A 15,867-nucleotide genomic window follows, 5' to 3' on the forward strand; every position below is an offset into this window, starting at 1 on the left:
TGGAGCGCATCTTCGCACCCCAGCAGTTTCTGCAGGTCCCTGTCGGAGCGGGGGAAAGCCTCCGTCGGGTAACGGTCTGCGTCCTTCTCGAAGACCAGGAGAGCCGGCACGTTCTTCCCGAAATCTTCCTGCAACGCACCCTTCGCGCCGAACACTCCGCGGACCTGCGCCTTCGGTCCCGTCACCGATGAGTTGTACGTCATGAACGCGACCTGCTGGCCCTTGAGATCGAAAGCCTTCGCGTTCACCCCCTTGGCTGCCAGCTGGCCGACGAGCCCGACCGCCTTGGCGTTGTCGCAGGGAAACGCCTGTCCGGGGGCCACTGTGCTGTCGTAATAAAATTCCACCTTCATCGCCGAAAACCCTCCTTGGAGTAAATGATGTTTAGCACCATACCATCATAAAAAGGCAAAATCCACGGCCGCGTGAGGCTTCCCCGCGGCGGCCGTGGATCTTTGCCGTTGCCTGCTGCTGGCGGATCAGCGACAGCCTGTGCCGGGTCTCCTTACTGCACCTGGGAGAAGGCCGGCCCGGGCCCTTCGTAAAATCCGCACTCGCCCTCGATCCCTTGCTCCTTCGGGATGTTGATCGCATAGGGCCACTCCAGCTTGGAGCACTGCCCCATGTACACCTTTACGATCTGCGGGTCGGTCGCCTTATAGAAGTTCTTGCACGTCGGGCAATTCGGTACGGTTTTCGCCACGGTAGCTCCTCCTGTCTTCATGTTATCGTTCCTACCTCCTCTACCGCCAGCCGATGATCAGACGCCGGTGTAGAAGAACTTCGGCACGCTCCCGACCAGTTCCTCGGGCTTCAGCGGCGAACCGGAGACCAGCTTTCCGCGGACGCTCTTGGTGATCGGGATCGGCTTCCCCTGGAAGTCCTCACGCGCCTGGGGCGCAGGCGCCACCTTCCCTGGGGTTGTGATGGGCTTCCAGTCCTTGGTCTGGGCGAACCCCGGAAGCCGGTCGTGCGGCCCCTTGGCTTCGACCGGGGAACCCTGCCGGACCCCTGCATTCAGCTCATATGCGAAGACCGCGTCGCAGCCCGCGCACTTGACCTTCCCCTTGAAGTTCCAGAACGAGAATGGATCGAGATAATTGATCGTCCCGCACTTCGGGCAATCCAGTATCAATGAAGCATCTTTGAAAGACATCGTTTCCCCCTTTTCGTTTCGTTTAAATGATCGACTCCGCCTCCAGCCGGGCGATTTCGGTCGCACCGAGGCCGCACAGCCTTGCCAGGACGTGCTCGTTGTCCGCGCCGACCGGTTTGAACGCCCACCGGACGCGGGGCGGGGTTTCCGACATGAGGGCCGGGTGCACCTGCGTCTGGACGTCCCCGAACGTCGGGTCGTCGATCCACGCAAGCGTCCCACGGAGGTGGAAGTGCTCCTGGCTGGAGACCTCCTTGGAGTTCCACACCGGCTGGGAAACGAGCCCCGCCGCCTTGAACGCCTTGTCGGCCTCTTCCTTCGTCTTGTCGGCCGCCCACTTCTCGAGCTCGGGGTAGATCGCCATCTGCGCGTCGGCCCCCACCCGGTCCGCGTGGGTCGGGTATTTCTTGGCGAGGTCGTCCCTGTTGATGAGCTTGCACAGCTTCGCGAAGTCGTCGTCCTTGTAGGCCGAGACAAAGCAGAAGCCCTTTTCGATCTCCTGCGGGTTCTTCGAGCCGGGGTAGGACGACTTCCCGCACTTGAGGATCCCATGGACGCACAGCAACGGTTCGAAGTTCCCCCACCGCTGCCCCACGACGCCGTACCGGCCGTAGAGGGCGATGAAGTCGGTCAGGTGCCTCTGGGCGCCGTGGACCTGGGAGTATTCGAGGAAGTTCCCCTTGCCCGAGACGTTGTCGCGCCAGTAGAGGCAGGCGATGATGTTGAACGCGGAGATGGCGCCCCCCCAGTAGTCCATGATCCAGATCGTCTGCTTGGACGGGAGTCCGCCGTACTCCTTCGACCAGCCGGTGACGGAGAAGCATCCGCCCTGGGCCTGTCCGAGGATGTCGTAGGAGGCGCGGTTCCTCCCCGGCCCCCAGCCTCCGAACCCGCCCATCCACTGGTAGACGACGCGGGGGTTGGTCTGCAGGTGTTGCCTTGCGCCGATCCCCCACCGGTCGAACGTGCCCGCCCGGTAGTTCTCGCAGAAGACGTCGCTCTTGGCGGCCAACTGCTTCATGATGTGGATCGCTTCCGGCTTGTGGAAGTCGAGCGATACGAAGTACTCGTTCGGGTTCGCGCCGAAGAAGCCCAGTCCCGTCCCCTTGTCCGGCATCCACCGGGAGAGCGGGTAGAGGAACGGCTCGTTGAACGGCGTGGTGTGCCGCATCGGCTCGCCCCGGCGGGGCAGCTCGACCTTGATCGTGTCGGCGCCGAGCTCCGCCAGGTAGCAGGCGCAGGATGGGCCGAGGATGTACTGCGTGGTGGAGATGGCCCGGATCCCTTTGAGAACCTCGGGCTTCTCGTACCGCTTCGTCGTGTCGAAAACGGTTCGACAGAAATCCTCAAATGTCATGTCCTTCAGGTTTTTCGTAACGGCTGCCGTCATTAGATCACCCCTCCCTTCTTCATCTTGCCAAGGCCTTCACGGTCAAGGCCTGCGAGACGCCGGTAGACGTCTTCGTTGTCCTGCCCGACCGTGCGGCCGATCCATTTGATCCGGCCCGGCGTGTTCATGCCGATGAAGCTGGACGCGCCCAGCAGGACTTTTCCGTAATTTACGTCATCGCAGATCTCGATGTGCCCGCGGTACTTGTAGTGCGGGAACTCGCACACCTCGTCGATGAACGAGACGCCGCCCGAGGCCACTTCCTCCTCCTGCAGCGCGGTCTCGCACTCGAACCGGGTGTGGTCCTTCATCCACTCGACCAGGGTCGTGTAGGTCTCGACCTGCATGTAGTGGGGAAGACGATCGGTGACCACGCGGAGCTTCGGATCCTCGCAGATGTGCTGCTCGAGCTCGGGCCTTTCCTTGCCGACGGTCCTCCAGATCCGGAACCAGAGCCGGTCGTGCCCGCCGCCCACCATGATCTGCCCGTCGGAGCAGGGGTTGACCGCGTAGATGTTGATCGCCAGGTCCCAGTTCCCGTAGCGGGGCCGGACGGAACCGTCCATCCCGTACCAAGCCCAGTTGTAGTCGATGATCCGCATGACGCCCTCGGACGCCGTGCACTCGACGAACTGCCCCTTGCCCAGGAACGACTCCCTGGCGTAGATGGCCGCCATCACGCCCATCGCCGCGAAGGTGCCGCCGACCTGGTCGGCCAGCCACCAGCCGGACCGCGTCGGGGTGCCGCCGAACGATTCCGGCGCGCCCGTCCCGTGGACGAAGCCCATCGAAGCCTGTCCCACCGGGTCCATCACACCGGGATCGTCCTTCAAGGGGCCCCACTGGCCGCGCTCGCCGACCCAAAGGTACACGAGCCGCGGGTTGATCTCCGACAGCTGGCGGTAGCCGATCCCCAGTTTGTCGTAGTGCCCCGGAGGAGCGTTCTCGATGAGAATGTCGACCTGCGGGATGATTTTCTTCAGGAGCGCCCGACCTTCCTCTTTCTCAAGGTCGAGCGTGACGGCGAGCTTGTTCCGTGCTTCGGCGAGGAAACGCGCGCCGACCTTCTCTCCGTTCTTGGCCTCGAACATGTACTCCTCGCGGCCGAAGGGGGTCAGCTTCCGGAGCGGATCGCCGCCCGGCGGCTCGACCATGATGACCTCGGCGCCCAGCTCCGAGAAGTGCGAGGAGCACCAGTGCCCGATGATTTGATTCGTCGTGCAGTCCAGGACCCGTAGGCCGAACAGCGACTCGGGCTTGTCCGAGTTGAACTTCTGCCGGACCGCGGCCTCCACCCACAGGTTGTACTCCTTCTTCTTCTCGTCCACTCCCGCGTAGACCTCGTCGACCGTCGGGACCGGAACGGCGGGCCACGGAAGGACTCTGATCTTGGGCCGTTTCTTCTCTGTACGCCACTTTTCAGCCATTCTTCCCCTCCTCATCAAATTTTGCAGAAAACCCTCACAACCGGTCGTGCAAAACCCGACTTCCTGTTTTCGTTTTCCCTCATCCCTCCTTTCTGACTTTCCGGTCTGGCTTGCCGGAAATAAAAAAAGGCTGACACCGACGACAAAAAAAACTATAAAGATGCCGACCGAGGCATCGAAAAAGCAAAAACCGTTTTTAAATTCAGGGGTTTTTGCAGGAACCGGTGCAAATTTCTAGAAACAGGTTCTATTTATAACCACCGGCGCCACGAATGTCAAGAGAAAAAAATAATAAAACGATTTATAAAACCTTTTTTTGTCTTTTCAGTATTATATGGCTTCCCACCGTCCCGTAGGCGATCCCGTCACGATTCGGCGCGATCAGCGGGATGGCCGCTGCGACCTCCCAACCGTCTTCGCCCGCATCGTGCAGCCAGGCCATGTCGGCGGCAAGCCCCTCGGGGGTTTCTTTGAACATGACAAGTTTTTCCATATATTCAAAGATCATCTCCTACGCTCCTCCCTCCATTATTGTCCCGGGAATCGGAATCCCCGCGAAATCCGCAATCTTTTCTCTTATTTTCCGAAACATTTCCTCCCTCTCCCCCTCCGGCAGGGCCATCACCCGGAGGGAGAGCACCGTCACCTCGTCGTAGAGGCGCCCGACCCCTTCCAACGTGGAGTCCCCCCCCCCTTTTTTCAGTATCAAACCGTGATTCGAAATGAATTGCCCGTCCGTGAGGAGTGAGATCTGCCTCCCCGCGTCGGATAGCTCTCCCGTTGTGGAGGAGTGGAGGTATCGCGCCAGGTGGCGGGACATCATCGCCTGGTCCATTTTCTCGTTGTCCTCCCGCAGGCGGAGCCGCTTCTCCTCCTCCGGCATCAGCTTCCACACCAGGAAGGATACCGGCGGGGTCATCGCCATCCGTCCCGCCGAATACCGGTCGAAGAAAAACGAGATTGCCCGGTCGGCGATCTTGTCCGCTATCGCGAGGAGGATCTCCCGCAATCCGTTGGAGGGGATCTCGTAGAAGGAGGGGAAGCGCGAGAGGAAGGGGGTGACGATCTCTCGGGTCTCCTCCGTGGTCAGGAGGTCGAGGTGGACCAGTGCGGAAAGCCGCAAGTCTTTCAGGGACATTGAGTTAAGAGTCTTTCCGAGCTCGCGCAGCTTCCAGCCCGGGGGTGCCTCTCGGGGGTACCGTTCCATCCCGGGGCCGAGCAGCGTCTCCGGGTCGGCCGTGATTCCCGCCGCCCGGGAGGCCCGTTCGCGGATCTCCCGCAGTATCGGCTCGCATTCCTGCGGCGTCTTGGCGGAAACGGCCCGATCGATCAGGAGTGCGATCTCGGCGGTGGCGGCGCGAAGATCGTCCGTGGAAAGCTTCGCGAGCCGGTCCAGAAGGTCGAAATAGAGAGCGAACTCGAGAGCCCCCTCGTTGAAACCGGGGTCCGACAGCATGTAGGGGCGAAAGAGCAGCGCCGCTTTCGCGATCTCCCGGCGCAGCTGCAGGGGCGTCATATGCTCCAGGTGACGGGCGACCCTGGGCCACTTCTCCCGGACCGCCATCTCCTGGTACTCCTCCTGGGTAAGGTAGGGGGGATCGAACCGCTCGCCGCCCTCTTTCTTCTCGAGAAGTTCCGCGATGGCGTACTCCAGGTAGGCCGGGAGGAAACTCCTTACGAATTCCGTCAGTTCGGACTGGCTCCAGTACTCGGTGTAGTTGCCGAACAGCTCCTTGCGCTTCTCTTCATCGATGCAGTCCCCGAAGATGCGTACCGTGAACCGGAGCTGGGCCTCGTCCAGCTTTTCGATGTTCCCCATGATGTTGGCATGCCGGTCCTCGAACCGGTGCCGGACCAGCTCGACGTATGTTTCCATCATGAAAGACCCTCGCACGGACAAACGAATTGTTTTATTGCGCCCAGGAAGGCGAAAAAACCTATCCGGAAGGAGGGTCTTCCTCCCCCTGGATCTTCCGGCGGAGCAGCTTCACCATATTCCCCGCGAAAAAGGCCTCCATCCCGCTGCCGTAATACTCCTCCTCGAGCCACTCCGCGATGTGGGCGCGCAGCTCCCGGGTGATGTTCAACTCCTCGTCGAAGACGAACACCACGACGCAACGGTCGTCCCCGTCGTAGAAGCGAAAGGCATACCGTCCATCCGCAAGAACATGGAGGTCGATGCCAACGATGTCATCAGCCACCAGGTCAAAGGCCCGTTTCAACCCCATCACGGTGAAGACCTTGTCACCGATCAGGATCGAGTCCACCCCCGACCACAGGGGCCCGAACTCCCTCTCAATCAATATTTTCTCATTATATTCAGGCACTTCCATAGGACGCCCGCACCCTCTCCCTCCGGCGGTAACGACATCGAAAACCTCCGCCGCGAACGAAACATGCTTTTACACTTCCCCCCCCGGGATGTCAAGCCATAAATATAATTACGTTTTGCAATTACGTGGGAAACCCTTTGCATTTCCAGAGGATGGTTTCCTTGACACTCCGCCCCGCACGCAGATACAATTCGCCCAACCTTTTCACTTCCCCAGGAGGCATGCGGGTGGCCCGGCTCCGGACGAAGCAATCGGAAAAGCTGTTTCGCGCGGCGAAAAAGGTGATCCCCGGAGGGGTGAACTCCCCCGTCCGTGCCTTCCGCTCGGTCGGCGGGACGCCGTTGTTCATCGCGAGGGCGCAAGGGGCGACGGTCACCGACGTCGACGGAAACACCTTTGTCGACTACGTCTCCTCCTGGGGCCCGATGATCCTCGGGCACGCCCACCCGAAGGTGGTCGCCGCCATCCGCCGCGCCGCCGGAAAAGGGACAAGCTACGGAGCTCCCACGGAAGGGGAGGTCGTCCTGGCAAACCTCATCCGGAAGGCGTTCCCTTCCATGGAAAAGGTGCGGCTGGTCTCTTCGGGCACCGAGGCGGCGATGAGCGCCGTCCGGCTGGCGCGGGGATTCACCGGGCGGGACAAGATCGTCAAGTTCGAGGGGTGCTACCACGGCCACGCCGACGCCATGCTGGTCAAGGCAGGTTCGGGGGCGCTCACCTTCGGGCAGCCCGATTCGCCGGGAGTCCCGAAGGATTTGGCCAGGCATACCCTAACCGCAACCTTCAACGACGCCGCCTCCGTCCGCCACCTGTTCGAGAGGAACAAGGGGCAGATCGCCGCGGTCATCGTCGAGCCGATCCCCGGCAACATGGGGGTCGTCCTCCCGGCCCCGGGGTTCCTCGACGAACTGCGGAAGACGGCGAGACAGGAACGGGCGCTTCTCATCTTCGACGAGGTGATCTCGGGGTTCCGTGTGGCGTTCGGCGGTGCGCAGGAGCTCTTCGGGATCGACCCCGACCTTACCATCCTCGGCAAGATCATCGGCGGGGGGCTTCCCGTCGGGGCGTTCGGCGGGCGCGGGGAGGTGATGGACGCCCTGTCGCCGATCGGCCCCGTCTACCAGGCGGGCACCCTGTCGGGAAACCCTCTCGCAGTCACGGCCGGGATCGCCTGCCTGAACGAGCTGGCCGGGAAGGGGACGTACAAAAAGCTCGGGGAGAAAGCCGACTACCTGGCGGAAGGGCTCCACGGGGCGTTCGAGAAGTCCGGCGTCCCGACCTGGACCAACCGCGTCGGCTCGATGTGGACCACCTTCTTCCAGAAAGGGCCGGTCGTCGACTACGCGACGGCGAAGCGGAGCGACACGGCCATCTACGCCAAATACTTCCACGGGCTCCTCGACCGGGGAATTTACATCGCACCCTCGCAGTTCGAGGCCGGCTTCGTCTCCCTTGCGCACACCCGAAGGGAGCTGGACCGGACGATCGCCGCGGCGCGGGAGGTCCTGGGGGCGATGCGGTTTTCCGGTTGACGACCTCTTCGAATCTGTGTTAAGAAAACTAGGTTTTTAACGCCGTGACCGATAAACAGGACCGCAAAGAGTTCTTCCGGGAACTGGGCAAGTACAGCGCCCTGGGCCTCGAGATGGCCCTTTCGGTCGTCATCGGCCTGGCGGTCGGGTACTACCTGGACAAGTGGCTCGGGACCAGCCCCTGGCTGACGATCGTCTGGCTCGGGATCGGTTTCGCGGCGGGAGTGCGGAGCCTGTACCGGTCCGCCGTCCAGTCGGAAAAGGACCTGGAAAAGATCGAAGAGGAGAAGAGGAAGCCCGGTGGCAAGTGACGGGGCCAGGGAAGAACCGGGCGCCCTGTCCCTTCGGTCCGCGGAGAGGAATATCCAGATCTCCGCCGCCGTGGTCCTTGCCGGGATCGCACTGGTTGGCCGCTTCCGGATGCTCCCCGGCGCCGCGGTCGGCGCCGCCATCGCCTACGGGAACTTCTTCCTGATCCGTAAGATCCTGGAGAAGGCGTTCCACGGGGAGGGGACGATCCGGAAAGGGTTCATCGTCCAGTACGTTCTCAAGTTCCTCGGGCTGGTGGCGGTCGTTTACCTTGTCGTACGCTCCGGCTGGTTCGACGTACTTGGGTTTCTGCTCGGGCTGTCCTGCCTTTTCCTGGGGATCCTCCTCGAAGGGCTGACGCGGGCGGCGGCCGTGAAGATCAAGTAAGGAGGGATTTCGCGATGCGGAGATGGCTGGCGGGGGCGGCGGCGATTCTCTTCGTGCCGGCGATGGCTTGGGCCGCCGAGGAGCACGGGTTTTCGTTCTTCATGCGCCTGCCCGGCGGAAAAGAGTTCTTCTACTTCTACGCGGCGCTCTTCGTGGCCGCGTTCATCGCCGTCGGAAGCTTCCTTGTCGTCGGGCGCAGGAAGCCCGAGGAGATGGTCATCCCGGAGCCGCGGCTCACCCTGCGCAACTTCCTCGAGCTGGTCCTCGGATTCCTGGTCGGCATCGGCGAAGACATCCTGGGGCATCACGCGAAGAAATACATGCCGCTTCTGGCGACCTGCTTCGTCTTCATCCTCTTCATGAATCTCATGGGGCTCATCCCCGGCCTGCTGCCGCCGACCCAGAAGATGAACATCACCGTCGGCCTCGCCGTCGTCATCTTCCTGTCCACGCACTTCTTCGGGGTCAAGGAGCACGGGCTCCCCTACTTCAAGCACTTCCTGGGGCCGGTCTGGTGGCTGGCGCCGATCATGCTGCCGATCGAGATCATCTCCCACCTCGCACGGCCGCTGTCGCTCTCTCTGCGTCTCATGGGCAACATCACCGGGGACCATGCCGTCGTCGGCGGGTTCATGGCGCTGGCGTTCGTCGGCTGGGCGGTCCCGTCGGTGTTCATGGGGCTCGGCGTTTTCGTCTCGTTCATGCAGGCGTTCATCTTCACCGTGCTCTCCATGATCTACATCTCGGGCGCGGTGGCGCACGAAGAGGAGCACTGATCCGGTTTCGGCAGGGCATCACCCGCGCCGGGAAGGCAGAACCTCCCGGCAGGATCTCATCATTCGAAAGGGGGAACCCCGATGTTCCGCAGACTCACCTTCTCTTTTCTGCTGGCGCTGCTCTTCGTAGCAGTCGCCTCCGTGGCCTTCGCGGAAGAAGGGGCTGCCGCCGCAGCGGGCGGGAGCAACGTCAAGACCTTCATCGCACTGGCCGCAGGATTCGGCATAGCGATCGCATCCTTCGGGGGGGCGCTCGGCCAAGGCAAAGCCATTGCCGCCGGCCTGGAGGGGATTGCCCGCAATCCTTCCGCCCAGAACAAGATCTTCATCCCGATGATCGTCGGCCTCGCGCTGATCGAGTCCCTGGTCATCTACACCCTGGTCATCGCGTTCATCCTCGTCGGGAAGCTGTAAGCATCAGACCGCGAACCGGGTGCACCGTTTCGGAAAAGGGCTCCTTCGGGAGCCCTTTTTTCATGGGGTGATCGTCACCGTAAGTCGGTCGCTGTAGGAGCCGGACGCGACGCTCTGCAAGGGAGGAATCCTTCCGTAGATCGTCGCCGTCTCCGGATGGTTCCGGTTGATCTTCCGGAGGAAGACGGTCGCCGTCCCACCTGTCCCGTCCCCCCAGATGACGTTCCGGGAGGCATTGGTAAAGAGATTGTAGTTCAACCTGCCCGGCCGGGATGCCTGCCCCATCATTCTTGGGGTAAATCCGCCCGAGGTTCCCGAAGGCCCGATCGCGACGGTGACGTCCGTAGGAGGGTTCCTGTCGCAGGATACCGTAATGCTGCCGGTCGAATCGAGCGGCGTGACCGCGAAGGTGTCGTAAACACCGAAGTTGATGCCCGTTGCGGACACCGTACAGGCGGCCTGGGCCCGTCCGACCAGGAACAGGCAAAGAAGGATCGCCCACGCGCTACCGGATGCTTTCACAGGTCACCACCCCAAGATCGACGATCATCTCGTCCGTCTTCGGAACCGTCAAGTCGAAGGAGCACGACTTCCCCGGGATCTCCGCGAGGGAGCGGTAGGTGCCGGGCGGGACGTTCTCGAGATAGAACTCCCCTCCCTTCCCCGTGGGAAAAATGATCTCCTTCTCTCCCGTCTGCATCTTCACCTCGAAATATTCAGCCGGGGATACCGCCTCCCCCGATTGTACACGGAGAATTCCGGTGACAGCCTGGATCTTTCGGACATCGAACGGGATCACCGACCCGCTCCGGAGCGGGGGCGACACATATTTCGTCACCTCGGAGAGGGAGTACTCGATCGGAATGTCCCGGTCGCCGATGGAGACCTGGTTCTCGTAGTAGGAGGCCAGGTCCGGCACGAAGACCCTTCCCTTCGCGTCGGTACGGCCGATCTCCTGGTTGTTCTGGTATACCCGCACCCCTTCCAACCCCCCCACCGTCACCAGTCCGAAGCTGTCCTGGATCGGCCGGCTGAACCCGAGGGTTCCCCCGACATACGCCACACCTCCCGAAACGGAGAGGCGGGACGTCTCCAGGTCTCCCCCCGCGCCCCCGAACTCCCCGAGGTATTCCGCGGAATAGATCCCGTACTTCCCGTTGTACTGGAGGAACGGGTTGACCAGGGTCGAGGAGTCCGATGACGAGTCTTTCCGTTCCAGGGTTCCCCGGAATCCGACCCCTTCCCCCACGGGTGGATTCTTCTGCACCTGGATCCTTTCCGTGCTCGTACCGCCGCTTCGCTGGAAGCTCGCCGAGGCCGAGGTGTCAAGCCACGGGTAGTAGGTCAAGCCGATGAATGCTTCGTTGGTCACCCTCTCCTCCCGGACGTGCCGGTAGGTCAGGAGAAGCGAGCTCTTCCGGGCGATGTTCCGGGAATAGTTGAGCGAGAGGATGCTCCGGTTCACTCCGGCGTATTTCCTTGTCTCGTCGGCATTCAATGACAGGAACCCGAGCTCCGGCGTTCCGTAGCCGATCCCCGCCCCCGCGTCGTACCGGGTCCGCTCCGCCGTCTCCGATCCGGCGATCGCATACTCCTTCGTGAATCCCCGGAGGGAGACCCGCGTGCTGAACCGCGGGTTCTGGTAGACGTGGCTGAGCAGCCCCGCCGCGCCGCCGTGGCCCCCCTTCGCGAGACTGCCCGCGAGGGACGCGGTGACAATGCCCGGGAGGCCGAAACGGAACGTCATCGTGGGACCCGCGTTCATGCCGTCCCGATCCCCTTCCCCCCGGAATCCCAGGGAAAGGGAATCGGCGGCCCCGTACCGGTGGAAGAAGGAGAACGCCGGCCCCCCGTATTCGTTGCTCCGGAATCCGAACTCCCGCCGGAGGAAGCCGGCATTGTAACTGTACTCGTGGATCCCCTCCCGAAGCAGCGTATCCGTGAAATAGTACGGATAAGTGATCCGCTGTTCCTTCCCGAAGGGGTCCTTGATCACCACGGAGACGATCCCCGCACCCTCGTAGGAGGAGAGGTTCCGGAGATCGAACTCCCCGGGAGAGAGTCTCTCCGTGCGGATCCGGTTCCCGTCGAGGTAGATCTCCGCCTGGGACGGGTAAGCGACAAGGCCCGAGAAATCCGCCAGGGGGTAGCGGATGAAATACGGGTCGATCCGGTAGACCTTCGACACGCTCACCCCGCCGAGGTTCAGGCTGTTCCCCAGGTCGCCGGAGGATGCGAAGAAATCTCCCGCAACGAGCCGCCGCAGATCCTGCCGCCGGTCCCAGGTCAGGCTGGACAATAGCCGAATGAACCTCTCTTCCTTGGGGGTCTTCGAGAAGGTGGAGTCAGACTGGAGGAGGAAGTCGCCGGCCCGGACCCCCAGGGTGTTCGTTACGTCGAAGCTCTGGAACTCGAAGGAGCGGCCCGCGGTGTAGTGGATCCCGTAGTTCAGGAAACCGCCGGTGTCCCGCGGATAGTAGACCGTGGGCTGCCGCTGCGAAGAGAAGTCGATCGTACGCCGCGGCAGGAGGGAAGGGGGCGCGGTGATCCGAAGCGTGAGGGTCTTCTCGTCGTATTCGGAAACGACTCCGCGGATCGAACGAAGGGATACGTACGACTCTCCTCCGACCAGGGTGATGTCCCCGGCAAGCTCGCGGAACCCCATGGCCCTCAGATCCTCCGACCGGAGCAGGATCTCCCCTTCCTCGGCGAGGCTTACGAAGAACTCCCCTTTGTTCTCTTCGTTCAGGACGATTCCGAGGATGGCGGTCTCCGCGCACCATGCGGAAAGCGGAGGGAGAAGCAGCACACTCGCCAGGAGGAGGAAAGCCGGTACGCGGGACGGTCTCACCGATCAGAAGACCGGGGGAATTACGGTTCACACATTGTCTTGTCCGGGGAAAGCACGCCGGTAAGGGAGAACCGCTCCGCTTTCACTTCGGCCGTGATCCTGGCCAGCTCTCCGCAGACCTCCATCGGGAGCTCCGTCGTGTACAGGCGCGAAACGCCTTCCAGGAGATACCATCCGCTGATGTCCCGGGCGAACACCTTCTCCCCTTTCGCGTTCTCCCCCGTGACGGCGACGGACTGGATCACGAAGTGCGCGTTCCCCGCATTCCGGACCAGGATGCGAACCGTTCTTTTTGCCATCTCCAGGTTTCCAATTTCCCCCTTACTTTCCTCCTTCAAGGGTTTCACGAACACGGGGACGCCGAACCGGATGGCGATCGCGACGTTGACTCCCTCGGACTTTCGGGGGCCCGGGATCTCCTCGATGAACAGGCGGTAGGCTTTCTCCTTCACCGCCGCGGGAACCCGAATCCCCACCCGCAGGATCCGATTCTCCTTTTTCGCGAAGATCATGATCCGGGGAAAGAAAAGAAGGTCCTCCGTCTCCGTGTACCGGTCCTTCCCCTCGCTGTCCTGGGTCCATTCGAAGGCCTTCATCTGCACCTGCAACGGCTCTTCCGCTTCGTTGTAAAGGGTGATCACGCCGCTTTTCGCGTCCCGGCCCAGTTCCAGCCGGATGGGAGACACCCGCCATTCGCCGGAGAACGCATCCACAGGTACAAGAAGTAGAAGGAAAAGATAAACCGGGAGCCGACTGTTCTTCATCGGGGAACCGTTTCGCGGAGGAAAAGTTTTGCGTTACTATAGCAGATCGCGGAAAAAGAAAAAGCTGGTTTCGCGGGAATGACCGGTTCTCTCAAATCGGGCGGGAGGAGAGGAAAAGCGGCCAGTCGTAGACGCCGGCCCGGGCATCCTTGTCCAGCAGGAAGCGGTAGGAGAGCTCCACCTGGATCGGAACCTGTGCACACGGCATGGGGATGAAGCCGCCGCCCGAGCCGAGTTGGACCTCCCGGCCCAGTCCCCGGACATGGACTTCCCGGAACAGTCCGCCGGTCCCCTCGAAGACCAGCAGATACCCATGCAGGTTATTGTTTTCCAGTTCGAGCCGGGTGGCGGAACGGACATCCACATACCCGCGGAGGACGTCTGCGTCCGTAACGGCGATCCGGGCCTGCTGCCAGAGTACCCGGTGCGTCGCTCTCGCCGGGACGCGGGCACTCACCTCGACATGGGCGATGGAGGAGCCAGGCGCTGCACGGGCGGCGTCCTGGGCGGAGGCCCCGCTCGCCAGGGAGAGGACCGCTACGAGAGACGCGGTGATGAGCTTTTTCTGGATCCTGAGCCCGCGATCGACCTGCTCCGGCCGGAGGTCTCCCGCCTCCACGAGGAGGTCCCCGATCCTTTTCGGGGAAAGCCGGTTCCGGAGCAGGGCGGCATCGAGCTGGGCCCTGGTGATCTGACCCGTTGCGACCAGGATCTCCCCGAGGCGGAGCCGTTCGGAGGAGGACCTTCCCCCGCCCTGGTGCTGCTGGAACGCGAGGACGGCGTCGAGCTCCTGGCGGGTGATCCATCCTCTCCGGACCAGGATCTCCCCGATCTTGTCGCCGGTCCGGCGCTGCTCGTCCAGGGCGGCATCGAGCTGTTCGCGGGTGACCCGGTTCGCCGTGAGGAGCAGTTCGCCCAGCAGCATCCGAACGCCCGCGGCCGCCAGGATGGCGCTTTGGATGGAGCCGAGCTCCCCCTGGATGGAGAGGGCTGCCCGGAGGTCGACGGGGTCGAGAATCCCCATACGGACCAGCACCTCGCCCAGCATCTCGTTGGTGCGCTTCTGCTCCTCGAGCGCGCGGGCGAGGTCTTGGGGGGAGATGAAATCCCCGTCCACCAGCACCTGCCCGAGCAGGCGCCTGCCGGTAACCGGATTCATCGCATTGTTCTTTTCCGGCACGCCGCTTCTCCTTGGCTCACGAGTGGTTCCCCCTTCTACTCATTTCGGAGCGGGAGGGATAAAAATTTGCTGCGAAATTCCCCGGTTCTTTCTATCCGGCGGCATTCTGGCACGGGATAAATTACAAATGGATTACAGGTTCGCCGTGGATCAACAGAATTCCAGGGGAAAAAGGGTGCCGGGACAGCTTGGATTTACCTGTTCCGTCCGGATCCCCAGCGACGGAAGGCAGCAGGGGCTACGGATTGATGGTGAGGAGCACGGTGTCCGAGTAATTTCCCGGGCTGGCGCCCAGGTAGTCCGCTCCCCGGACGGTCCCGGTTATCGTAAGCGTGCGCAGGACGAGCGGGTTCCCGGAAACGGTGGCCGAGCGCGGGCTGACGTCCATGCTGTACGGCAGGTAGGCCGCCGGGGCGGCAGTACGCCGCATCCGGTTCCGGTCGGGACCGGTCTCGTATAGGCCGTCATCATCAGTCACTGCGTAGGTCACGCTGGAGAGCCCGAGGCAACGGAAATCCAGGGTGGCAGTCCGGGTAACATCCATCGGGTTGCCCGGGTCTAGAACCCCGAAGCCTAAATTCGCGTTGTTCGCGGTGATCCAGCAGAACCCTCCCGAAACGATCGTAGCGCCCACCGAAACCGTTGCGGTTCCGGTAAATCCGGCGGAAGCCGACAGCAGGAGGGCAGAAAGAGCAACGATCGTTCGGGAGAAGACACCTTTCCGGAACCGTCGCGGAAAAAGGGAAGGGGTGCCGTGACCGTCACCCCTTCCCCGGCCTTTCTCTCCCGCGAACCGCGTCACAATTCGGTTACGGGTTGATCGTCAATGTCACTGTGTCCTGGTACACATCCCCGGGGAGGGTCGCATAGGCTGCGGCGAGCACCGTGCCGGTGATGTTCAGGTTGATCGGGGTGGACGGACCGGTCCCGGTCCCGGCTGCAGGGGCGTAGGAGAACGAGTACGGCATGAATTGGGCCGGCCCGGGCCCCGTGCTTCTCATCCGGTTGGCATTCACCCCGGTTTCATACGATCCGTCGTCATCCGTGATGGTGTAGGCCGCCCCGGTCGTGCACCAGAAGTTCAGGGTCGCGCTCGCCGACGTATCCGCGGCGGGTACCGGGAGCACCCCGAATGCCAGCGCGGCCGTCGGACTGGAGAACCGACAAGTTGGAGATACCGTTGCCGACACGGTGACCGTCGCCGTGTCCACCGCCATTGCCGTCCCGCCGATCGCGATCAAGGCGATGGCAATTGCTGCTACAGAGAACCTTTTCATTCTTCCTCCTTCTTGCCCGGGGTCTTGCCCCGATGGCAGGTATTGTACTGCAAACAAAACCGGCGATCGCC

The 15,867-nt window shown here is 62.4% G+C and carries 18 protein-coding genes and 1 pseudogene; 5 read left to right on the forward strand and 14 right to left on the reverse strand.

Going from position 1 to position 15,867, the window contains the following annotated elements:
• The 8 genes and pseudogenes from A2Z13_00365 to A2Z13_00400 form a co-directional block, all read right to left on the reverse strand.
• Nucleotides 1–353: pseudogene (locus tag A2Z13_00365) on the reverse strand (hypothetical protein).
• A 152-nt stretch (nucleotides 354–505) separates the two neighbouring features.
• Complete coding sequence (locus A2Z13_00370; GenBank protein ID OGP76624.1) at nucleotides 506–703, reverse strand: hypothetical protein; 198 nt, start codon at nucleotides 701–703, stop codon at nucleotides 506–508.
• A 57-nt stretch (nucleotides 704–760) separates the two neighbouring features.
• Nucleotides 761–1,156 (reverse strand): hypothetical protein, encoded by a 396-nt coding sequence (locus A2Z13_00375; GenBank protein ID OGP76625.1) that lies wholly within the window; start codon nucleotides 1,154–1,156, stop codon nucleotides 761–763.
• Nucleotides 1,157–1,178: 22 nt separating this feature from the next.
• Nucleotides 1,179–2,546 carry a hypothetical protein gene (locus tag A2Z13_00380; GenBank protein OGP76626.1) on the reverse strand — a complete coding sequence of 456 codons (1,368 nt, stop codon included), beginning with the start codon at nucleotides 2,544–2,546 and terminating at the stop codon, nucleotides 1,179–1,181.
• Nucleotides 2,546–3,973: a hypothetical protein gene (locus A2Z13_00385; protein OGP76627.1), complete on the reverse strand. Its 1,428-nt coding sequence runs from the start codon at nucleotides 3,971–3,973 to the stop codon at nucleotides 2,546–2,548. The genes A2Z13_00380 and A2Z13_00385 overlap by 1 nt, the downstream gene beginning before the upstream one ends.
• Nucleotides 3,974–4,274: 301 nt before the next feature.
• Entirely contained in the window at nucleotides 4,275–4,481 is a 207-nt protein-coding gene (locus A2Z13_00390) for a hypothetical protein (GenBank protein OGP76628.1), read from the reverse strand.
• Nucleotides 4,482–4,484: 3 nt separating this feature from the next.
• Nucleotides 4,485–5,852: a hypothetical protein gene (locus A2Z13_00395; protein OGP76629.1), complete on the reverse strand. Its 1,368-nt coding sequence runs from the start codon at nucleotides 5,850–5,852 to the stop codon at nucleotides 4,485–4,487.
• A 58-nt stretch (nucleotides 5,853–5,910) separates the two neighbouring features.
• The gene (locus A2Z13_00400) at nucleotides 5,911–6,276 is read right to left on the reverse strand and encodes a hypothetical protein (protein ID OGP76630.1); all 366 of its coding nucleotides are present in this window, start codon (nucleotides 6,274–6,276) and stop codon (nucleotides 5,911–5,913) included.
• A 251-nt stretch (nucleotides 6,277–6,527) separates the two neighbouring features.
• Here A2Z13_00400 and A2Z13_00405 point away from each other — a divergent pair, with 251 nt between their 5' ends.
• From A2Z13_00405 to A2Z13_00425, 5 genes are all read left to right on the forward strand, one after another.
• Nucleotides 6,528–7,838 (forward strand): glutamate-1-semialdehyde-2,1-aminomutase, encoded by a 1,311-nt coding sequence (locus A2Z13_00405; GenBank protein ID OGP76631.1) that lies wholly within the window; start codon nucleotides 6,528–6,530, stop codon nucleotides 7,836–7,838.
• A 44-nt stretch (nucleotides 7,839–7,882) separates the two neighbouring features.
• Nucleotides 7,883–8,149 carry a hypothetical protein gene (locus tag A2Z13_00410; protein OGP76632.1) on the forward strand — a complete coding sequence of 89 codons (267 nt, stop codon included), beginning with the start codon at nucleotides 7,883–7,885 and terminating at the stop codon, nucleotides 8,147–8,149.
• Complete coding sequence (locus tag A2Z13_00415; GenBank protein OGP76633.1) at nucleotides 8,139–8,534, forward strand: hypothetical protein; 396 nt, start codon at nucleotides 8,139–8,141, stop codon at nucleotides 8,532–8,534. Before A2Z13_00410 ends, A2Z13_00415 begins: the two co-directional genes overlap by 11 nt.
• Before the next feature lie 62 nt (nucleotides 8,535–8,596).
• A complete protein-coding gene (locus A2Z13_00420; GenBank protein ID OGP76668.1) occupies nucleotides 8,597–9,310 on the forward strand; it encodes an ATP synthase F0 subunit A in 714 nt (237 codons plus the stop codon).
• An 81-nt stretch (nucleotides 9,311–9,391) separates the two neighbouring features.
• Complete coding sequence (locus A2Z13_00425; GenBank protein OGP76634.1) at nucleotides 9,392–9,724, forward strand: hypothetical protein; 333 nt, start codon at nucleotides 9,392–9,394, stop codon at nucleotides 9,722–9,724.
• Between the two features lie 60 nt (nucleotides 9,725–9,784).
• On the opposite strand, the gene A2Z13_00430 is transcribed toward A2Z13_00425, so the two are convergent.
• The 6 genes from A2Z13_00430 to A2Z13_00455 form a co-directional block, all read right to left on the reverse strand.
• Complete coding sequence (locus tag A2Z13_00430; GenBank protein ID OGP76669.1) at nucleotides 9,785–10,219, reverse strand: hypothetical protein; 435 nt, start codon at nucleotides 10,217–10,219, stop codon at nucleotides 9,785–9,787.
• 10 nt (nucleotides 10,220–10,229) lie between these two features.
• Nucleotides 10,230–12,533 carry a hypothetical protein gene (locus tag A2Z13_00435; protein OGP76635.1) on the reverse strand — a complete coding sequence of 768 codons (2,304 nt, stop codon included), beginning with the start codon at nucleotides 12,531–12,533 and terminating at the stop codon, nucleotides 10,230–10,232.
• 62 nt (nucleotides 12,534–12,595) lie between these two features.
• Nucleotides 12,596–13,339: a hypothetical protein gene (locus A2Z13_00440; GenBank protein OGP76636.1), complete on the reverse strand. Its 744-nt coding sequence runs from the start codon at nucleotides 13,337–13,339 to the stop codon at nucleotides 12,596–12,598.
• 91 nt (nucleotides 13,340–13,430) lie between these two features.
• Nucleotides 13,431–14,519 (reverse strand): hypothetical protein, encoded by a 1,089-nt coding sequence (locus A2Z13_00445; protein OGP76637.1) that lies wholly within the window; start codon nucleotides 14,517–14,519, stop codon nucleotides 13,431–13,433.
• Between the two features lie 238 nt (nucleotides 14,520–14,757).
• A complete protein-coding gene (locus A2Z13_00450) occupies nucleotides 14,758–15,321 on the reverse strand; it encodes a hypothetical protein (protein OGP76638.1) in 564 nt (187 codons plus the stop codon).
• 7 nt (nucleotides 15,322–15,328) lie between these two features.
• A complete protein-coding gene (locus A2Z13_00455; GenBank protein ID OGP76639.1) occupies nucleotides 15,329–15,796 on the reverse strand; it encodes a hypothetical protein in 468 nt (155 codons plus the stop codon).
• Nucleotides 15,797–15,867: the final 71 nt, after the last annotated feature.

Source organism: Deltaproteobacteria bacterium RBG_16_64_85 (assembly GCA_001798885.1).
Lineage (GTDB): Bacteria > Desulfobacterota > Deferrimicrobia > Deferrimicrobiales > Deferrimicrobiaceae > FEB-35.